This window comes from Eubacterium ramulus (assembly GCF_045002895.1).
GTDB lineage: Bacteria > Bacillota > Clostridia > Lachnospirales > Lachnospiraceae > Eubacterium_I > Eubacterium_I ramulus.
Genome location: NZ_CP173382.1, coordinates 3,197,149 through 3,216,450 on the forward strand (window position 1 = coordinate 3,197,149; position 19,302 = coordinate 3,216,450).

Sequence of the window (19,302 nt, forward strand, 5' to 3'; positions counted from 1 at the left end):
ATTCAGAATTTTCATGGGGGATTTTCAAAAAACTCTGCTATACTGGACAAGTCATACAAGAGAAAACGTTAAGAAAGAGAAATATTAAGGAATAAAAGCGAAAGCGATTTGTTTTAAATGTGTGTGACGGGTGAGGTATGTGAGAATGATGAAACAAAGTGAAGATAAAAAAATAGAAAAATTGCAGACAATGATCTTTACCGGAATTCTGGTGGCGGTCTTTGTACTGCTGATTCGTCTGGTCTGGCCGGATGGGTGCTTTTATGGTTCTACTACGGACTGGTACAATCAGCATGTGACGCTGGCAGAGACAATTCGAAACGTGTGCATGCAGGAGCGGACACTGGCGCCGTCCTGGATTTCCCTCGGAGGCGGAAGCAATGGATTTCAGTTTGCGTATTATGGCTATTACCGCCCGGATATTATCATAGGCTGTCTGTTTCCACAGATTCCTATGACAGTATTGATCCCGGTCTATGCACTGAGCAGCTATCTGGCGGCGGTACTCCTGATGCAGCTCTGGCTCAGAATGAAGGGAATGACACCGTATGCTGCCTTCTTTGGAAGTATGCTTTTTTTGCTGGCCGGCTGTTTTTTCCAGACACACCGGCAGATCATGTTTGTAAATTATATGCCGTTTTTATTGCTGGCATTGATTTTCCTGGAAAAACGCAGATTTGCACTGATGAGCATCAGCCTGACGCTGATTTATCTGCACAGCTTCTATTATGCTATAGCCTGTCTGGCAGTGATCGGCTGGTTTGCAGTGGGAATGCTCCGCAAGGAAGATGTCAGGGGACGCAGACACCTGTTGTTTCAGGGTGTTACCAGCGTTATCCTGTCGCTTGGAATGGCAATGATGCTGCTTCTTCCGACATTCATGACGATTCTGGAGCATAAGCACAGTGGAGAAAAAGCTACCACATGGGTGGATCTGGTGATGCCGAATATTAAAAACCTGTTGTATGATCCTTATGGTCTTGGGCTGACGCTGCTGTGCCTGTATCTGTTGGTGCTTGGACTGCGGGTGAGGGAAGTGCGCTGGCAGTGCGCTCTGCTTTTAGCGGGAAGCCTTTTTGGCGTTGCGTCTTATGTGCTGAATGCAACTTTGTATGCAAGAGGAAAGATTTTGATGCCTTTTGTACCGGTGGTCATTTATTATTGTATGCAGGTGTTTCAGAAAATCCGGAAGGGTGAGACGCAGTGGCGTCTGTGGCCGCTTTTGATTTTTGCTGTTATAATGCTGACCCAGCGGAACCAGGAATGGTTTGCCTGGGTAACACTGGATGGAGCGATTCTGCTGACCATTGTCCTGGTTGATCTGATTTTGCGAAAACATGCGCATCTGACGGAGGAAGAAGAAGCGCGGCAGAGTCTGTACGGGACAGGAATGTTTCGCTATATCGGTCTGTTTGTCATGCCCTTTTTCATTTATCTGGGGGCGGCGGCTATGGAAGGCTGGCAGGGAATCCCAAATGCAGAATCCGGTCAGACATCCGGTGTAAATACAGAGCAGACAATGAGCACGGATACCGATCAAAGTCTGGGCGCGGGTGTCGTTTGGCATACCGGTACGGAAAACGGTGCAGTTTCGGATACAGATACTGACACGGAATCAGAGCAATTTACAGAGGAAGAAGTACAGGCTTTTTGCGGAAACCGGCTGTACCGTTGCGACAAGCTGACGGATACGAAAAAAGACTGCAATGCGTTGCTGTTTTATGGTCAGCAGAGTGCGAATATGTATTCTTCTGTCACAAATCCGCTGTATCAGAATTTCTACTACAATGTAGTGAAAATGCCGATTCAGATTAATAACCGGACAGCATTATTGGAAGAGCGGAACCCGCTGTTTGCACAGCTGATGGGAGAACGCTATATCCTGACTACGGAGAATAAGATGCCTTCGGGCTATTCCATTTTGCAGCAGAAGGGCAGATATGTCATTGCGGAAAATACGGATGTACTGCCAATTGCCTATACTACAGCGGACTGCATTTCGGATAAACAGTTTGCATCTTTGGATGATATGGAGAAAATGACAGCATTGAGCCGATATACCGTGGTGGAAAATGATAGACAGAAAACGGTGAAAGTATCTGAGATGGATGAAATTGCACTGCCGGGGCTGGATGCAGAGGAAGTCAGCCGTGATAAGCAGATTCAGGTCACACCGGTGAAGAACGGCTATCGGATCACAGCTACAGAGAGCGGTGTGCTCCGGATTCCGCTGGATCCGGATATGAAAAACGGAACACTGTATTTCCGATTTCAGGTAGAAAATCATACAGCGGATCCGGTGGTCATTTCAGCAAATGGAAGGCGAAATAAGTTATCCGGTCTGGATGCACCGTATCCAAATGAAAATAATGTCTTTTCTTATATGTTAAAGGAAAAAGGCAGGGATAAATATATTTCTTTGAAGCTGTCTGCCGGAACTTATGACCTGACTGACATCGCGTGCTATCGTTTTCCGACAACATTGTTTCAGAAAAAGCAGGTGCAGTCTGCGACGCTGCTTCCGGAAGAACAATGGAACAAAAACAGTGTACTCAGTTGTGCAATTACTGCAGGAGAAGATGGTTATTTCATTACTTCTATTCCAATGCAAAACGGACTGAAGCTGTATGTGGATGGAAAGGTGACAAAACTGGAAAAAGTGAATACTGCTTTTGCCGGTGCGAAAGTAACTGCCGGTACACACACGGTGGATCTGCAGTTTGAACCGCCGGGACAACGGTATGGGATTATGGCAAGTCTGCTGTCTGTAATATTGTTTGGAATATGGGCAGCAGGAACAGCCCTACGGAATCGTACACGCGAATGAACGCTTGAATTTTTTGAAATTGGTAGCACCAATGTATTGAAAAATATTTGAATTCTGCTATAATGATTGGGAAACTGAATTGCATTTTTAGGAAAATGTTATCGTAAAATGTAGACTTTTTGACCAGGGAAAAGAGGCGTTATTATGAAGTATATTCGTCAATTTGTCATTATTCTTTTTATTTCTTTTATAGGAGAGGCATTGAAATATGTATTGCCGCTGCCGATTCCGGCAAGTATTTACGGACTTGTGCTGATGTTTGTCCTGCTGGAAACGAAAGTGCTGAAGGTGGAAGCGGTTCAGGATGCGGGAAAATTTCTGATCGAGATCATGCCGATGATGTTTATTCCGGCAGGTGTCGGTCTGCTGAACGCATGGGATACATTAAAACCAGTGCTGATTCCGATAATTGTGATCTTGTTTGTATCCACAATTGTAGTTATGGGTGTTTCCGGAAAAGTAACACAGACGATGATTGAAGCAGAGGAGCGTAAGAAAAATGAAGGACATTCTGAATAATTCTATGTTTTTCGGCGTACTGGTGAGTATCCTTGCATATGAAGTCGGAGTATTGCTGAAAAAGAAATTTAAATTTGCATTGTTAAATCCGTTACTGATTTCTATCGTGATCATTATTTTGATCCTGGTAGGGTTCCATATTGATTATGATACATATAATGATGGTGCACAGCTTTTAAGTTATCTGCTGACACCGGCCACCGTATGTCTGGCAATTCCGCTGTACGAGCAGATGGAACTGCTGAAGAAGAACTGGAAAGCCATTATGGGTGGTATTATCTCAGGTGTCCTGACCAGTGCTGTCTGTATTCTGGTATTGTGCCTGATCTTCCATCTGGAGCATGATATGTTTGTGACATTGCTGCCGAAGTCTATCACAACAGCAATCGGTATGGGTGTGTCAGAAGAACTGAATGGTATTGTGACGATTACCGTTGCGGTTATTATTATCACCGGTGTGGTTGGAAATGTGCTGGCGGATTTTGTATACAAGTTATTCCATGTTACACATCCGGTGGCAAAAGGAGTTGGACTGGGTACTTCCGCACATGCGATCGGTACTGCAAAAGCACTGGAAATGGGTGAGATCGAAGGGGCAATGGGTGGTTTATCCATCGCCGTTGCAGGTATTCTGACGGTTATTGTAGCACCTATTTTTTCACATATCCTTTAGCGCACAGGGAATGCAGAGGACATTCTGTTACTGTTCACACGCGCCATTCGCAAAAGAGCTCGCTTGCGAGCGATACTTCTTGAACTTGGTTCAAGAAGGCAAACGCTTACGCTGCTACTTTTGCTCATAAAAAGGCGCTCCCTTCATCATTATGTATCCAAATATTTCCTCATGCAAGCATGATCAATATTTGAATACATATGATGAGTGAACTGTAACGACATTCTTGACTCGAATGGAATCAGGCTTGCAAAAACAGTGTATTATACTTATAATTAGTCTATGTCAGCTTACACTGACCAGAATCACGCATCAAGTTTCACGTGTGTTTGACTTGAATTAGCAAAAGATTCTGAATTAGTAGAAAGTGAGAATAGGATATGGCGTTTAAATGTGTAAACGAACTGGATAAATTTATGTTCCAGGATGCGGAAGTAAAGAAAATGGAGTTAAATCCGGGGCTTATGACGATGGTTCTGCTGGGCGTAGCAGCAAAGCATAACAATCCGTCGAATGATACTCTGACTGATCGATATCTGGATGACACAGAACTTCGTTTCAAATCTCCGGTAATTACAAGATTTTTATTGGAAGGCGCAAAGTATTATGACGCAAACAATGTGCTGCAGCGGGAAGTGCCGGATCAGGATATTCCGGAAGAACAGTTTAAAGAGATTTTCCGGAAAATACAGGAAGATGGAAAAGTATTTGTAGTGACACCGAAACCTGCAAAAAACGGTGGCGCATGTTGCTGTGAGATCGCTGTGGATGTAGAGGAAGATACTTACTGGATAGAAGTAGAGTTTGAAAAAGCTGTCGTGGAATGGGAGCATTTCTTAAACAAGGTGCAGGCATAGAAAAGATAAGAGATGCCATTTGTCTGAGCAAGTGAAAGAACATAAGCTGGCTGGAGTTATAGCCAGCTTTGCATGCATTGCATGACGTGCATCTCGCAGCAAAAATGCCTGGGCATTCTTGAAATGTACAGATGCGGAGGAAAATACAGAAATGATACTGGTATGGCTTTTTGTTGCTGCCGCAATCCTGTTTGGCTTACTGGGCTTAAGTCTATATATGCTTCGACCGGAAACAGAAAAAACACGGTCTTTTGCAGCTTTTGATCATACAATGATCGCTCATCGTGGTCTTTTTGATAATCATTCAGAAGCACCGGAAAACAGTCTGGCAGCATTTCGAAAAGCGGTAGATCAAGGTTTTGGCATTGAGCTGGACGTGCAGCTTACCAAAGATGGAAAACTTGTGGTTTTTCACGATTTTGACCTGAAGCGTATGTGCGGCATACATAAGAAATTAACAGAATTAACATATGCAGAATTAGAGCAGTATTCTTTGAAAGGCAGTACAGAAAAGATACCGCTTTTTTCTGCTGTGCTGGATCTGATTGCGGGCAGAACACCGCTTGTGGTTGAAATCAAAGTTGGTTATGATTACAAGGCGACTACGGAAGCTGCCGCAGAGATGTTATCTCAATACAGCGGTGTTTACTGTATGGAATGCTTTAATCCGCTGGCACTGGTCTGGTATCGCAGACATAATCCAAAGGTACTGCGGGGACAATTGTCTATGGATTTCTTTCACAGCGAGGATAAGATGCCGAAGATTGTGCGTTTTTTCCTGACAAATCTGCTGTTGAATTTCTGTGCAAAACCGGATTTTATATCGTATAATCACAAAGACCGACATATCCGGGGATTTCGGATGTGCCGAAAATTATTTAAAGTAAAAACCGCGGCATGGACGATAAAGAGTCAGGCCGAGCTGGAAGCTGCCCGCGGTACATTTGATATGTTTATTTTTGACAGTTTTCTGCCGGAGGAAGGAGAAAAGGTGAGATTGAGTTGAGAACAAAAAAACAGAAGATAGATGCGGGTAAGCTGCTCTTTTCCAATCACGATCTGAAGGTATTGCTGATACCTCTGATGGTGGAACAGTTGTTGAATTCTCTGATGGGTACTGTGGACAGTATGATGGTCAGCAATGTTGGAAGTGCAGCTATTTCTGCTGTTTCTCTGGTGGATTCCATTAATGTGCTGGTCATTCAGGTGTTCACCGCACTGACCGCCGGAGGTGCCATCATCTGTTCACAGTATCTGGGCAGAAAAGATGTGAAGGCCTGCAATAAGGCAGCCCGTCAGGTATTGCTGTCAATGTTGGTCATTTCCATTGGATTAATGGCAGTATGTATAGCCTTTCGTCATCCGTTGCTGCGGCTGATTTTCGGTAATGTGGAACAGGATGTTATGGATAATTCCCAGATTTATTTTCTGATCACAGCTCTGTCGTTCCCATTTATCGGTCTGTTTGATGCGAATGCGGCATTTTTCCGGGCTGAGGGAAATTCCAGGCTGCCGATGACGATTTCTGCATTATGTAATCTGGTAAATATTGCCGGAAATGCGGTTTTGATCTTTGGATTCCATATGGGGGTAGCCGGTGCGGCAATTTCCACACTTGCTTCCCGGATTCTGATGTCCATCATTATGATCTGCCGTCAGCGTGTGCCGAAGCAGGAGATTGTGATCCGTGATTATTTTAGTATCCGTCCGGATATGAAACTGATTTTGATCATTCTTTCTGTCGGAATCCCGTCCGGTATTGAAAATGGTATGTTCCAGTTTGGTAAACTGGCAATCCAGTCCACAGTGTCCACACTTGGAACTACCGCCATTGCAGCACAGGCCATGACGATCATATTAGAGAATTTAAACGGTATTGCAGCAATTGGTATTGGAATTGGTCTGATGACCATTGTCGGTCAGTGTATCGGTGCCGGTGAAAAAGAACAGGCCGTGTATTATATCAAGAAACTTGCCGTATTGTCCGAGGTGGTTGTTATCATCTGCTGTCTCATCATCTGGGGATTGACGAAGCCGATTACAATGATCGCAGGTATGGAACCAGCCAGTGCGGATATGTGTTTTTATATGATGACGGTAATCACGATTGTAAAACCAATCGTCTGGGTTCCGGCATTTATCCCGCCGTATGGACTGCGTGCAGCCGGAGATGTCAAATTTTCCATGATTTTGTCCACCTGTTCCATGTGGATCTTCCGAGTGAGCCTGTGCATCTATCTTTGCCGGGCACAGGGATTTGGACCGATCGCAGTGTGGATCGGAATGTTTACCGATTGGACCGTGCGGAGTATTGTGTTTACAATCCGGTTCCACAGAAGAAAATGGCTTGACCATAAAGTCGTATAACTAGTGATTCGTGTGCGTGTGTATAACATAAAAAGGAAAAACGTAGAGCAGTACTGCTTGCAGCTCATGGGCGGAATAGCGACCGCGTGTTCATCTCAGTCTGAGTTGAGACTCCCACTTCTGCAAGTGGTGAGTAATAACAAATCTTTCTCAGTGGGAGTTCAATCTCCGACTGAAATAAACGCTCCGCGAGGATGTGCAGTGATTCTGAGAAGAATATGTCAGCTTTTGCTGACCAGAATCACGCACCAAGTCTCACGTGCGTTCGACTTGAAAACGTAAAAAAGGAGAAGTACTCATCTGAGTTCTTCTCCTTTTATGAACTTAAATCACGCTGCCAAATATGACGATCATCCTATTAATCATCCCAAACTACGCTGTCCAATATGAAGGCCATCGTTTTATCCATCGTTAGCTGATCGGCTATATTTTCTACATCTTCCTCTTCCAGTGTTGCCATGAATTCCTCCGGATCTTCTTCCTCTTCCTGTGCAATATTTTGCAGTTCCGTATTCAGTTCTTCCTGCGTGATGCTGATTTTTTCTGCAGCAGCAACGGCATGGAGTACACTCTGTGCCTGAATTGTTTTAATAGCTTCCTGCTCTTTGTCAGCATAGATTTCATCTTCGGTATGACCGGAACGCTTGCAGTAAAGTTCCAGTGGGATCTGATTCATTTCCAGTTCATCCAGAAAGTCATCATAATAAATCTGTGTTATTTCTTCCTTCATGTCATCATCAATCGGGATATCAGAATCGGCAATGATTTTTGCCATTACTTCCCGGGTCAATTTTTCCTGTACCGAAGTTTTTCGCCGAGCCTGCAGATGGGAAAAAATTTCATTTTCCCATTCATTCAGTGTTGTATATTCAGAAAAATCCTTTGCAAACTCATCATCAATCGGCTGATAGTCCATCAGACGGATTTTTTTTAATGTTGTGTGGAATACAACAGAGCGGTTCTGCATAGTGCTGATGCGGTAATCTGTCGGGAATGTAACATTGATATCAAAGGTATCACCGATATTTTTTCCAATCAGAGCGTCATCAAATTCCGGTAAAAAAGCTTTGGCACCGATGGTCAGTGCAAAATCTGAACCGTTTCCATGCGGGATGTCCTGTCCATGATACATGCCTTGAAAATCAAGGATTACCTGATCGCCTTCCTGTGCGCTGCGGTCATCAATGTTTGTGGCAACGGCATATTCCTTTTGTTTCTTTTTTAAAACGTTCAGGACTTCGTGTTTGGTCACTTCCGTATTTGGGCGTGTCATATGAATGCCCTTGTATGTTCCTAATCTCATAAGAGTAAACCCTCCATGTTATTTTTGTGTATTCTTGAAATCTTTTAAATGTGTCATTCCGGTATAGTTATTTACGAAACGATGTACTGGCTATATTTCTGAAATACTGTTTTCGTAAGTAAGTGGCGGAATCCGATTGCAAATGCCCACCACATTGTTGAATAAAGATATCATAGCACAGAAGTGACAACACCGTATAGCAATATTATAAAAATTCTTTTTTTCTATTGACAAAACGATTCATAAGTATTATTGTATTAATCAAGTAATACAACAGTACAATAATACAAACGATGCATAGAGATACACAGAGAAACAAAGAAAGGATGGAGAATGGATATGGCGTGGAATTTTGTAAATGACAAATCAATCTATCTTCAGCTGGTTGATATTATTCAAAACAGAATAGCAACCGGATATTATGCACCGGGCAGCAAGCTTGCATCGGTGCGGGATCTTGCCAGTGAGGCGGAGGTGAATCCGAATACAATGCAGAAGGCCCTGGCAGAGCTGGAACGGATGGGACTGGTTCATTCGCAGAGAACAAGTGGAAGGTTTGTGACAGATGATGAAGGGAGAATTCAGAAAATGAAACGTGAGACAGCAAGGGAAACCATACAGACATTTTTACAGCAGATGAAAAATATGGGGTTTGAAAAAGAGGAAATTATAGATTTGATCCGAGAGGACAAGGAGGGAGCGTGTCATGAGCAGTAGACTGGAATGTAAGAATCTGACAAAAGATTATGGAAATGTAATGGCTTTGAGTGATGTGAATCTGACGTTAGAAAGTGGCAGAATCGTAGGATTACTTGGACCGAATGGAAGCGGAAAGACCACATTGATCAAACTGGCAAATGGTCTGCTTCAGCCCACATCCGGAGAAATTTTGTTAAACGGTTTGAAACCGGGGCCGGAGACAAAAGCATTCGTTTCTTATCTGCCGGATGCAAATTATCTGCCGGACTGGATGAATGTGGAAGCACTGGTAGGAATGTTTGACGATTTTTATGCAGACTTTGACCGGAAGAAAGCGGAGGAAATGTTAAAACAGTTGAATTTACGGGAGAAAGACCGGCTAAAAACATTATCCAAGGGTAATAAAGAAAAAGTACAGCTGATACTGGCGATGAGCCGGAATGCAGAAATCTATTTTCTGGATGAGCCAATCGGCGGTGTAGACCCGGCGGCAAGAGATTATATTTTAAATACTATCATTCGGAATTATTCTGAAGATGCACTGGTCGTAATGTCTACACATTTGATTTCAGACATTGAGCGTGTACTGGACGAGGCAGTATTTATCAATCGGGGCAATATTGTTTTTCATCGCAGTGTGGATGAAATTCGTGAAACAGAACATAAATCAGTAGATGAGTTGTTCAGGGAGGTATTCAGATGTTAGGAAAATTATTGAAGTATGAGTTGAAATCGACCAGCAGGCTGATGGGTGTGCTGTATCTGGCTGTTTTGATCGTGGCAGCGATAGTTGGATTCCTTGCCAGAGGAACTATCTGGCAGGCGACACAGGGGAATGCAATTGCAGTTGTAGTCAGCGGTCTGATCTATACACTATTGATCATGACACTGATGATCGTGACGGTTGTTATGATCCTTCAGCGATTTTATAAAAATCTGCTGAAAGGAGAAGGTTATCTGATGCATACCCTTCCGGTTCCTACATGGATGCTGGTTGCATCTAAAACCATCAGTTCTCTGATCTGGGTTTTGCTGAGTATCATAACATTGATCGTATCTGTGTTTGTACTTGTGCTGACCAGTGTGGCTGGCAGTGGAAATCTGTTTGCACTTGACTGGTGTTCCCTTCCATGGGGAGATTTCTTCAAATTTTTTCAGGAAAGTGCGGGAGAAATCATTCTGACCATTGTAACTGCGGTGATTCAGATTGTTCGTATCATTCTGCTGGTTTATACGGCTATGGCAATCGGTGCTGCTGCAAAGAGACATAAAGTATTTTACAGTGTGTTGACCTTTATCGTAATTCTGATTATTATTGCAATTATCGGTACGCTGACAAACTTTAATCTGATTGAGATGCTCAACGGTTCCATGGCAGTGGATAATGCCGGTATCGGAGTTCATGCTGATGCAGGAAAAGGTATGGTCGTAGCCGGATATGTCAAACTTCTGGCGGGACAGTGCATCACCGATGCCATTTACAGTGTCATCTTCTTCTTTGTGACGACATGGTTTTTGAAAAATAAATTAAATTTGGAGTAAAAATGACATATTTCATACACCCTATGATATAATGAGCGTAAGTGAGCCAATATGCTTGCATAATTGACAAACGGCGAAAAATGGGAGGAACAGTCTTATGGTATTAGTAAACACAGATTATATATCAGGAAAAGAACTGGAGATGCTTGGAATGGTAAAAGGAAGTACCATTCAGTGCAAAAATATTGGCAGGGATATCGGTGCAAGCTTCAAAAATCTGGTAGGCGGAGAAATGAAAGCCTATACCGAGATGATGAACGAAGCAAGAGATCTGGCGATTCAGCGTATGGTAGAAGAAGCCGAAGGACTTGGTGCAGACGCAGTGGTAAATATTCGTTTTGCGACATCAGCTATCATCCAGGGAGCGGCCGAAGTCATTGCATACGGTACGGCTGTCAAATTCGTAAATAAGTAAAAAGAGAAAGCAGACAAAGCGGATTGCGAATGTCTGCTTTACAAAAGAATGCCCATAATGTAAAGAAAAAACCCATATTTTTCATCAGAGTAAGGCGTTTTAGCCTGCGAGATGAAAAATATGGGATTTTTTGAATGGAATTTATCTTTTAAAAAACATGTAAAAAATCTTATTCACAACATCCGGCAAGTCCGATTGCTCCCGGACCGCTATGGCAGCTGATAACACATCCGGTCATGACATATTCATAGCTTTCAAAGCCGAAGCGGATTGCATTTTCTTTCATCCGGTCAAGGGCAACCTGGGAAAGTCCTTTGGAATACATCAGATACAGACATTTTCTGGAAACATCATGTTTCGCAAGATATTCTTCCATATAGGTATCCACAAATTTTTCAATAGAGCCGCGGTATTTCTTGGAGGCAAGAAGTTGTCCGTCCACGATCTCGATCAGTGGTTTCAGACGGAGCAGTGTAGCACCCAGGTATGCAGCATTGGACACTCGTCCACCAGCTTTCAGATAGTCCAGATTTCCCGGAATGAAGGAACAGAAGACTTTTTTGTTCCAGGATTCGATTTCATCAGCCAATGCTTTATAGTCGGTGACAGTATCTTTTTTCGCCTGAACGATCTCATATGTTTTTGCAAGATGTGCCGTACAGCCACCGGATACGTTTCTTGTATCGATCAGATAGATATCCTCAAATTCGCGGATGGCAATCTCTGCATTCTGATAAGTAGAAGATGCCAGCGAGGAATAAGCCAGATGCATAATAACGCAGTCCGGATGCTCTTTGCGGATTTGTGTGAAGAAATCAATGTATTCGCCGACATTTACCGCAGAAGTTGTCGGGATTTTTTTTGTCTCATTATGGTATTCGTAAATTTTATCTACGCTGATGGTTCCGTCAGCATAGGAAGTGCCATCCATGACAATATGCATGGGAATGACTTTTATATCGTATTTTTTTACAAGGTTTTCCGGAAGATCGGAGCCACTTTCAGTGGAAATAATAATCTCTCTCATTTCAGTTGTATACCTTTCTTGTTGTCTGCTAAAACGACAACATCTAGTTTTCAATACTAGATTACACCTATAAGAGAAGTGTGTCAATAGAAATCAGGGAAAGGTAACCGGCGGATCTGCGAACAGTAACGTGTATGATGTAAAAGAAAGAGTATTTTTGAAGATGAGCAGAAAGGGAGTAGAAGAGGGAAGGAAATGCAAAAAGCAGGCATTGGTACAGTTATTTACGAAACACGGTACTAGTACAGCGATTTCTAAATAAGTACCACATATAACTTGTCTATTTTCACAATTGCGCAATTCCAAAAGCCTCGGCGTAGCCCGCTACGCCTGCATTTTTGGAATCACACACTTGTAAAAACATCCTGCGTTCTATATGCTACTTATTTCAGAAACACTGTACTAGAAAAGGCTACATCAATACTGTTTTTACAGATATCAATGTAGCCTTAATAACATATACTCTCCAAGGGATTTTTCCTCCTTAATCTTTCGATATGTCTCGTTATACAATTTTTTGATTCAATTTTCTTTTGAGCCTTTCCCGTTACGTTTTCAAATCTCCTTCTATCATGACCTTTTAAATCCGATTCATATCTGAACGTTGCCATCTGAACCTTGATTTTCTGATTTACTATGGTATCTGTCATGTATTCAATTCTGGTATCAGGAAAAACTGCTGATTACTTTAATCTCTGGTGGACTGTACCTCCAACTATGTATTCTAAGATTAAATTAATTCATTTACCTGTCCATTGGTCTGTTCTCCGTTTCAAGAATTTAAATTATGAAAAGAAAATAACTATTTCATTGGACTGTACCTCGTTTTCAAAAATTTAAATGATGAAAGATGAATAATTATTTCATTGGACCATACCTCGTTTTCGAAAAATTAAATTGATGGAAAACGAATAACTATTTCATTGGACTGTACCTCTTTCGTTATAATAAATGAAGATAAAATTTAAATGTAGATTGGACCGTACCTCCTATGCTTAGTATCGTTTTTTGAAGTTTAAATTATGTTTCCGGTGGACTGTACCTCTCTTTCTTTAATTTTGTAAGAACTGTAAGTTCTTTATTTGTTGTACTCAATATAACAGATAAAACATGATATGTCAATAGAAAAGTGAAAAAATATTTTAAATAAATAAGAATAGGCAGAAATGATCGAGATACAATGTTAAGTTATCAGATAATTACGACCGATAGAGAAAGAAAAAGCATCTGTACATGGAACACAGAGGTACAGATGCTTCGAATCCTTTTTCTTTATTATCAGTCATGCATCAGCTATGCATTCTGTGCTTCCAGGGCAGCACGACAGGCTTTTGCCAGCTGATCTCCGCAGGACGTAGGACGTCCGGAACAGGAGATGCCGGAAAGCTTTTCTTCTACCTGCTCAACCGTCAGACCCTGCACCAGTTTTGGGATGGCTTTCAGATTACCGTTGCATCCGCCGGTAAATTTGACATCCTTTACAATATGTCCATCCAGCTCAACTTCGATCATTGTGGAACAGGTGCCTTTTGTTTTGTATAAATAACTCATGATAAAATCCTCCTTTTGTGTTTGTGTGTGCTCAGAATTCTTTATAGATTTCGAGCGTGCATGTTTCTTCCATGTTTTATCTCAGTCGAGAAGACTCCCACTTCTGCAAGTGGTGAGTAATAACAAGTCTTTCTCAGTGGGAGTACAATCTCCGACTGAGATAAACGCTCCGCGAGGGCGCACATTGTCTGGGAGACAATGGTTTTGCGCCGACCGAAACGAAGTGTAGAGTGCAGTGATTCTGAGAAGAATATGTCAGCTTTCGCTGACCAGAATCACGCACCAAGTCTCACGTGCGTTCGACTTGAAAGTAAAAACTGAGATGAAATCTGATTTCCGGGAAAATTTGATTTCAAGAATTAAGTATAGCATACTTTGAAAAGAGGTGTATAGAAAAAGTTCTTCGTTTATAAAAAGTTCACAAATCGTTTACCGGTTTGTGTATTGTGCGATGACTTATTCAGTGGTAAAATATAGATTATGTTTAGCGGCTTATAGCCGCAAAGAAGGAAAGGTACAGGAGAACTACATGAATATTATAGAAAAAATTTTTGGAACCCACAGCGAGCGGGAACTGAAATCAGTTTATGCGATCGCGGATAAAATCGAAAGTTATCGTCCTCAGATGCAGGCATTGTCTGATGAGGAGCTGCGTGGTAAAACAAAAGAATATAAAGAAAGACTTGCAAAAGGAGAAACTCTGGATGATCTTCTTCCGGAAGCTTTTGCAACTGTCCGTGAAGCTGCAAAACGTGTGCTTGGCATGGAGCATTACCGGGTACAGCTCATCGGTGGTATCGTTCTTCATCAGGGACGTATCGCAGAGATGAAGACCGGTGAAGGTAAGACACTTGTTTCCACATCTCCGGCATATCTGAATGCACTGGAAGGAAAAGGTGTTCATATCGTTACCGTCAATGATTACCTGGCAAAACGTGATGCTGAATGGATGGGAAAAGTACATGAGTTCCTGGGACTGACCGTAGGCGTGGTTCTGAATGATATGGATCATGATGAACGTAAGAAAGCATATGAGTGTGATATTACGTATGTTACCAATAATGAACTTGGTTTCGATTATCTGCGTGACAATATGGTTATCTACAAGGAGCAGCTGGTACAGCGTGATCTGCACTATGCCATCATCGATGAGGTTGACTCTGTATTGATCGATGAGGCACGTACACCGCTGATCATTTCCGGACAGAGCGGCAAATCCACCAAGCTGTATGAGGCATGTGACATTCTGGCAAAACAGATGAAACGTGGTGAGGCAAGTCAGGAATTTTCCAAAATGGATGCCATCATGGGTATTGAAATCGAGGAAACCGGTGATTTCATCGTAAATGAGAAAGATAAAGTCATCAACCTGACACAGGAAGGTGTGGAAAAAGTCGAGAAATTTTTCAAGATTGACAACCTTGCAGATGCTGAGAATCTTGAGATCCAGCACAATATCATCCTTGCACTGCGTGCACATAACCTGATGCACCGTGATCAGGATTATGTAGTTGCAGATGATGAGATCCTGATCGTTGATGAGTTTACCGGACGTATTATGCCGGGACGTCGTTATTCTGACGGACTTCATCAGGCAATTGAGGCAAAAGAGCATGTAAAAGTAAAACGTGAGAGCAAGACGCTTGCAACTATTACATTCCAGAACTTCTTCAATAAATATGCAAAGAAAGCAGGTATGACAGGTACAGCCCTGACAGAGGAAAAAGAGTTCCGTGATATCTACGGCATGGACGTTATCGAGATTCCGACCAACCGTCCGATCGCACGTATCGACAGAGAAGATGCTGTATATAAGACAAAACAGGAGAAATTCGAGGCAGTTGTACAGGAAGTTGTGAAAGCACATGAAACCGGTCAGCCGGTTCTGGTTGGTACGATCACGATCGAGACTTCCGAACTTTTGAGCAGAATGCTGAAAAAAGAAGGTATTCAGCACAGCGTATTAAATGCGAAATTCCATGAACTTGAGGCTGAAATCGTAGCGCAGGCCGGTGTACATGGTGCAGTAACGATCGCAACTAACATGGCAGGCCGTGGTACCGATATCAAACTGGATGATGAGGCAAAAGCTGCCGGTGGTCTGAAAATCATTGGTACCGAGCGTCATGAATCCCGCCGTATTGATAATCAGCTGCGTGGACGTTCTGGCCGACAGGGAGATCCGGGTGAATCCCGTTTCTATATTTCTCTGGAAGATGATCTGATGCGTCTGTTCGGTTCTGAAAAACTGATCAATATGTTCAACGCAATGGGTGTTCCGTATGGTGAGCAGATTGAGCATAAGATGCTTTCCAGTGCAATCGAGAAAGCACAGGAGAAGATCGAGGGTAACAACTTTGGTATTCGTAAAAACCTGTTGGAGTACGATCAGGTTATGAACGATCAGAGAGAGATTATCTACGGCGAGCGCCGTCGTGTCCTGGATGGAGAGAACATGCGCAGTGCCATTTATAAGATGATCACAGACCGTGTGGAAGATACCGTAGATCACTGTGTATCGGATGAAGAAGGTAAGAAGTGGGATGTCCTGGAGTTAAATGAACTGCTGATCCCTGTCATTCCGATGCAGCCGTTAGGGGACGATGAGGTTCAGAGTCTGAACGCAAACGAACTGAAACATATGCTCAAAGAGCGTGCAGTGAAGTTATATGAGGCAAAAGAAGCAGAGTTCCCGGAGGAAGAGATGATCCGTGAGCTGGAGCGTGTCGTTCTGTTGAAAACCATTGATCGTAAGTGGATGGATCATATTGATGATATGGAGATTCTCCGTGAAGGCATCGGTCTTCAGGCATATGGTCAGAGAGATCCGCTGGTTGAGTACAAGATGGCCGGATTTGAAATGTTTGATGAGATGACGGCAAACATTCAGGAAGAAACCATCCGCCTGCTGTTCCATGTAAAAGTAGAGCAGAAGGTTGAACGTGAGGAGGTTGCCAAAGTAACCGGAACAAACAAAGACGATTCCCTGCAGAGAGCACCGAAGACACGGGAAACTAAAAAAGTATATCCAAATGATCCGTGCCCATGCGGAAGCGGTAAGAAATACAAACAGTGCTGCGGAAGAAAGGCATAGAAAGTGTAAAATACTATATGAAATAAAAAAATGGCATCTGAACGATGATATCGTCAGGTGCCATTTTTGGGTGAAAAGATGTTAATTTTGACAGAAAATATCTTTTATATACAGCGAAAATAATTTCGTTATGTCGTGGAGGATTACGGCAAAGGAAACGTTACTTCGACAAGAAAAAGCGTTTTATCTTTCTGCGTAAAAGTCAGGGTTCCATGGTGCATTTTGGCTATTTTTTCCGCACTTTTTAATCCGATGCGGTTGCTTTCAATGCCGGTCAGGTCTTTTTTTACTGCATTGGAAAGTATGATCTGGAAAATATCATTTTTCTGAGAAATCTGTAAAGTCACTGGTTCCGATTTATCCCCATATTTCAAAACATTAGAAAACAGATTTTGAAACAACCGCTTCAGGGATGTTTCATCGCCTTCGATCTGTCCGTACAATGGAGCTATGGTTTCTGATGTCTGAAATCCGGCAAGCCGGAGAAAATCCAGATGCTCGGAGAGCATGTGCTGTACATTTTTCAGAGGAACCGGAACCAGAAGAGGGGATTGCGGGGGTTCGTAAACCAGAGAATATTCAAACATGCGGTCGGTCAGCTGCTGGATGTCTTCTGTTTTTTGCAGACAGCGCCGGACATATTCAGATTGTTGCTCTGGATTGCGGCCAAGTGCCAGAATATCCAGATAACCATGTAAAATGGTTAGTGGTGTGCGCAGATCATGGGACATGGCAGTGATGAGGTCCTGATTGGCCCGACGGCTTTCCACTTCCTGCTGTATGTTGGTGTACAGGGTATTGCGCATCTGATCCAGTTCCCGTGCGAGGACACCAAGCTCATCATTTCCCATGGAAGCGATGGGATGATTTAAATCCCCACCAGACATTTGCAAAATGTGGTCTTTTAGAATGCCGATGTCCTGTACTTTTTTCCGCAAAAACAAAAGTGGCAGTAACAGCAACAGAAAGAGTGCAACTCCGATGGAAAACAGGAACCACGGAATGGTCAGTTTGGAGTTGTGGAAACTGGAGACATACAGTTCGCCGGTTTCGTTTTTAAATTCTACTTTTATCTGAAAATAATCTTCGATTCCGTTCAGAGGTAACACGCTTGCGTAATTACTGTATGTGATCTGAAAGATCATGTTGGTAAAAAAGTTCCAGTTCTTGCTGTGAACGATGTCGGCGGTATGCTGTGTACGAAAGTAACGTTCAGACCCACTGTAAATTGCGATGCCAGTGTAAGAATCCAGGCAGTCAAAAAATGGTTTGAACGCTGCCTGCTCCTGCTTATTATTTTCGGAAGAAGGCAGGTCGTAATTTTTGGCACGTTCTGTGAGCTCTGTCTTAAGAGTCTCGCGGTCCAGATCCATACCGGGAATGTGGCGGGCAATTTTCCATGCACAGGGCATCATATGCCAGGTGAGAGAAAAACCACCAACGGCCAGCATGAAGGAAAGCAGGATCGTGACAAGAAACTGCAAGCGGATCCGTGGAATTTTCCAAAGGGGGTTTTTGTCACAGAGGACAGTAAAATGTTTTGTGTGGGAACGCAATTCTTTGTGTTTAATTTTCTTTGTCACAGCGGTAGCCCCTTCCCCAGACAGTTTTGATCAGTGTCGGATTTTTCGGATCGTCCTCAATCTTCCGGCGCAGATTCCGGATATGCACCATAATGACGTTGTTCGCCCCATAGTAATATGGTTCGTTCCAGATAGATTCATAAAGGTGCTCTGTGGAGAAAATCTGTCCAGGATGCATCAGAAGCAGGAGCAAAATGGAGTATTCAGTATCTGTTAATTCCACAGGAAGACCGTTTTTGGTCACTTCCTGCGTCAGTTCATCCAACTGTAACTGGTGATAAGTGATTTTGTCCGGTTGCGAGGGTTGCGCTGGCTTTCCCTGATACACCTGATATCTGCGTATCATGGCTTTGGCTCGACTTACCAGTTCCGCATAAGAAAAAGGTTTTGCAAGGTAGTCATCGCCGCCGCTGGAAAAACCAAGCGTTTTGTCACTTTCCTGGGTGCGGGCACTTAAGAACAGGATCGGGACGTTTGTACTCTTGCGTATTTCCAGACAGGTTTGATAACCATTAAGACCAGGCATCATGATGTCCAGAATGATCAGGTCAAAGGTGTTTTCTTTTAACATGCCGAGAGCCTGGGTTCCGCTGGCGGCTTCATGTACCTGAAAACCTTCTCCGGAGAGGAGAATCTGTATGATCTCCCGGATTTCGGGATTATCGTCTGCGATTAAAATGGCTGCTTGTTCCATGATGATAACGAACCTTTCCATATATTTTTGTAAATTAACGTTTATCACTCACATCATAGCATAGTTATGAAGTTGTAGCATGTTTTCTTAAGAAAGATTCAGAAAGAAGTTCGTCTTGCGAACTTTTTCTGGACAAAGAATCGCAAAACTA

The 19,302-nt window shown here is 42.9% G+C and carries 16 protein-coding genes; 11 read left to right on the forward strand and 5 right to left on the reverse strand.

The annotated features are described in order from the left end of the window. Positions 1-145 precede the first annotated feature (145 nt). From ACIRUQ_RS14765 to ACIRUQ_RS14790, 6 genes are all read left to right on the forward strand, one after another. The gene (locus ACIRUQ_RS14765) at positions 146-2,827 is read left to right on the forward strand and encodes a YfhO family protein (RefSeq protein ID WP_055290374.1); all 2,682 of its coding nucleotides are present in this window, start codon (positions 146-148) and stop codon (positions 2,825-2,827) included. A gap of 144 nt (positions 2,828-2,971) precedes the next feature. Further along, the gene (locus tag ACIRUQ_RS14770) at positions 2,972-3,346 is read left to right on the forward strand and encodes a CidA/LrgA family protein (RefSeq protein ID WP_021738385.1); all 375 of its coding nucleotides are present in this window, start codon (positions 2,972-2,974) and stop codon (positions 3,344-3,346) included. Continuing rightward, on the forward strand, positions 3,327-4,019 hold the full coding sequence (locus ACIRUQ_RS14775; protein WP_021738386.1) for an LrgB family protein: 693 nt from the start codon (positions 3,327-3,329) through the stop codon (positions 4,017-4,019). Before ACIRUQ_RS14770 ends, ACIRUQ_RS14775 begins: the two co-directional genes overlap by 20 nt. Before the next feature lie 380 nt (positions 4,020-4,399). Further along, positions 4,400-4,876 carry a hypothetical protein gene (locus ACIRUQ_RS14780; RefSeq protein WP_021738387.1) on the forward strand — a complete coding sequence of 159 codons (477 nt, stop codon included), beginning with the start codon at positions 4,400-4,402 and terminating at the stop codon, positions 4,874-4,876. A gap of 151 nt (positions 4,877-5,027) precedes the next feature. Beyond that, complete coding sequence (locus ACIRUQ_RS14785) at positions 5,028-5,882, forward strand: glycerophosphodiester phosphodiesterase family protein (RefSeq protein ID WP_022035586.1); 855 nt, start codon at positions 5,028-5,030, stop codon at positions 5,880-5,882. After that, positions 5,879-7,243, forward strand: a complete 1,365-nt coding sequence (locus tag ACIRUQ_RS14790) for an MATE family efflux transporter (RefSeq protein WP_021738389.1) — start codon at positions 5,879-5,881, stop codon at positions 7,241-7,243. The genes ACIRUQ_RS14785 and ACIRUQ_RS14790 overlap by 4 nt, the downstream gene beginning before the upstream one ends. Positions 7,244-7,601: 358 nt before the next feature. On the opposite strand, the gene tig is transcribed toward ACIRUQ_RS14790, so the two are convergent. Continuing rightward, positions 7,602-8,546: a trigger factor gene (tig, locus tag ACIRUQ_RS14795; RefSeq protein WP_055290373.1), complete on the reverse strand. Its 945-nt coding sequence runs from the start codon at positions 8,544-8,546 to the stop codon at positions 7,602-7,604. A gap of 339 nt (positions 8,547-8,885) precedes the next feature. Between tig and ACIRUQ_RS14800 the strand changes: the two genes are divergently transcribed. The 4 genes from ACIRUQ_RS14800 (at position 8,886) to ACIRUQ_RS14815 (ending at position 11,202) form a co-directional block, all read left to right on the forward strand. Beyond that, positions 8,886-9,263, forward strand: coding sequence for a GntR family transcriptional regulator (locus ACIRUQ_RS14800; RefSeq protein WP_022035583.1), 378 nt, complete (start codon positions 8,886-8,888; stop codon positions 9,261-9,263). Then, entirely contained in the window at positions 9,253-9,951 is a 699-nt protein-coding gene (locus ACIRUQ_RS14805; protein WP_022035582.1) for an ABC transporter ATP-binding protein, read from the forward strand. Before ACIRUQ_RS14800 ends, ACIRUQ_RS14805 begins: the two co-directional genes overlap by 11 nt. Beyond that, on the forward strand, positions 9,945-10,787 hold the full coding sequence (locus tag ACIRUQ_RS14810; RefSeq protein ID WP_022035581.1) for a hypothetical protein: 843 nt from the start codon (positions 9,945-9,947) through the stop codon (positions 10,785-10,787). The genes ACIRUQ_RS14805 and ACIRUQ_RS14810 overlap by 7 nt, the downstream gene beginning before the upstream one ends. 97 nt (positions 10,788-10,884) lie before the next feature. Continuing rightward, the gene (locus tag ACIRUQ_RS14815; RefSeq protein ID WP_022035580.1) at positions 10,885-11,202 is read left to right on the forward strand and encodes a YbjQ family protein; all 318 of its coding nucleotides are present in this window, start codon (positions 10,885-10,887) and stop codon (positions 11,200-11,202) included. 169 nt (positions 11,203-11,371) lie between these two features. Here ACIRUQ_RS14815 and ACIRUQ_RS14820 read toward each other — a convergent pair whose 3' ends face one another. Next, on the reverse strand, positions 11,372-12,229 hold the full coding sequence (locus tag ACIRUQ_RS14820; protein ID WP_022035579.1) for a DegV family protein: 858 nt from the start codon (positions 12,227-12,229) through the stop codon (positions 11,372-11,374). A 1,293-nt stretch (positions 12,230-13,522) separates the two neighbouring features. Continuing rightward, positions 13,523-13,780 (reverse strand): TIGR03905 family TSCPD domain-containing protein, encoded by a 258-nt coding sequence (locus ACIRUQ_RS14825; protein ID WP_022035578.1) that lies wholly within the window; start codon positions 13,778-13,780, stop codon positions 13,523-13,525. Between the two features lie 529 nt (positions 13,781-14,309). Between ACIRUQ_RS14825 and secA the strand changes: the two genes are divergently transcribed. Further along, positions 14,310-16,874 (forward strand): preprotein translocase subunit SecA, encoded by a 2,565-nt coding sequence (gene secA, locus ACIRUQ_RS14830; protein WP_044964958.1) that lies wholly within the window; start codon positions 14,310-14,312, stop codon positions 16,872-16,874. A gap of 143 nt (positions 16,875-17,017) precedes the next feature. Here the strand turns inward: secA and ACIRUQ_RS14835 are convergent, their stop codons facing one another. Together ACIRUQ_RS14835 and ACIRUQ_RS14840 are read right to left on the reverse strand one after the other, a co-directional pair. Beyond that, positions 17,018-18,457, reverse strand: a complete 1,440-nt coding sequence (locus ACIRUQ_RS14835) for a HAMP domain-containing sensor histidine kinase (RefSeq protein WP_021740741.1) — start codon at positions 18,455-18,457, stop codon at positions 17,018-17,020. Then, positions 18,441-19,172, reverse strand: coding sequence for a response regulator transcription factor (locus tag ACIRUQ_RS14840; RefSeq protein WP_021740740.1), 732 nt, complete (start codon positions 19,170-19,172; stop codon positions 18,441-18,443). The genes ACIRUQ_RS14835 and ACIRUQ_RS14840 overlap by 17 nt, the downstream gene beginning before the upstream one ends. Positions 19,173-19,302 lie beyond the last annotated feature (130 nt).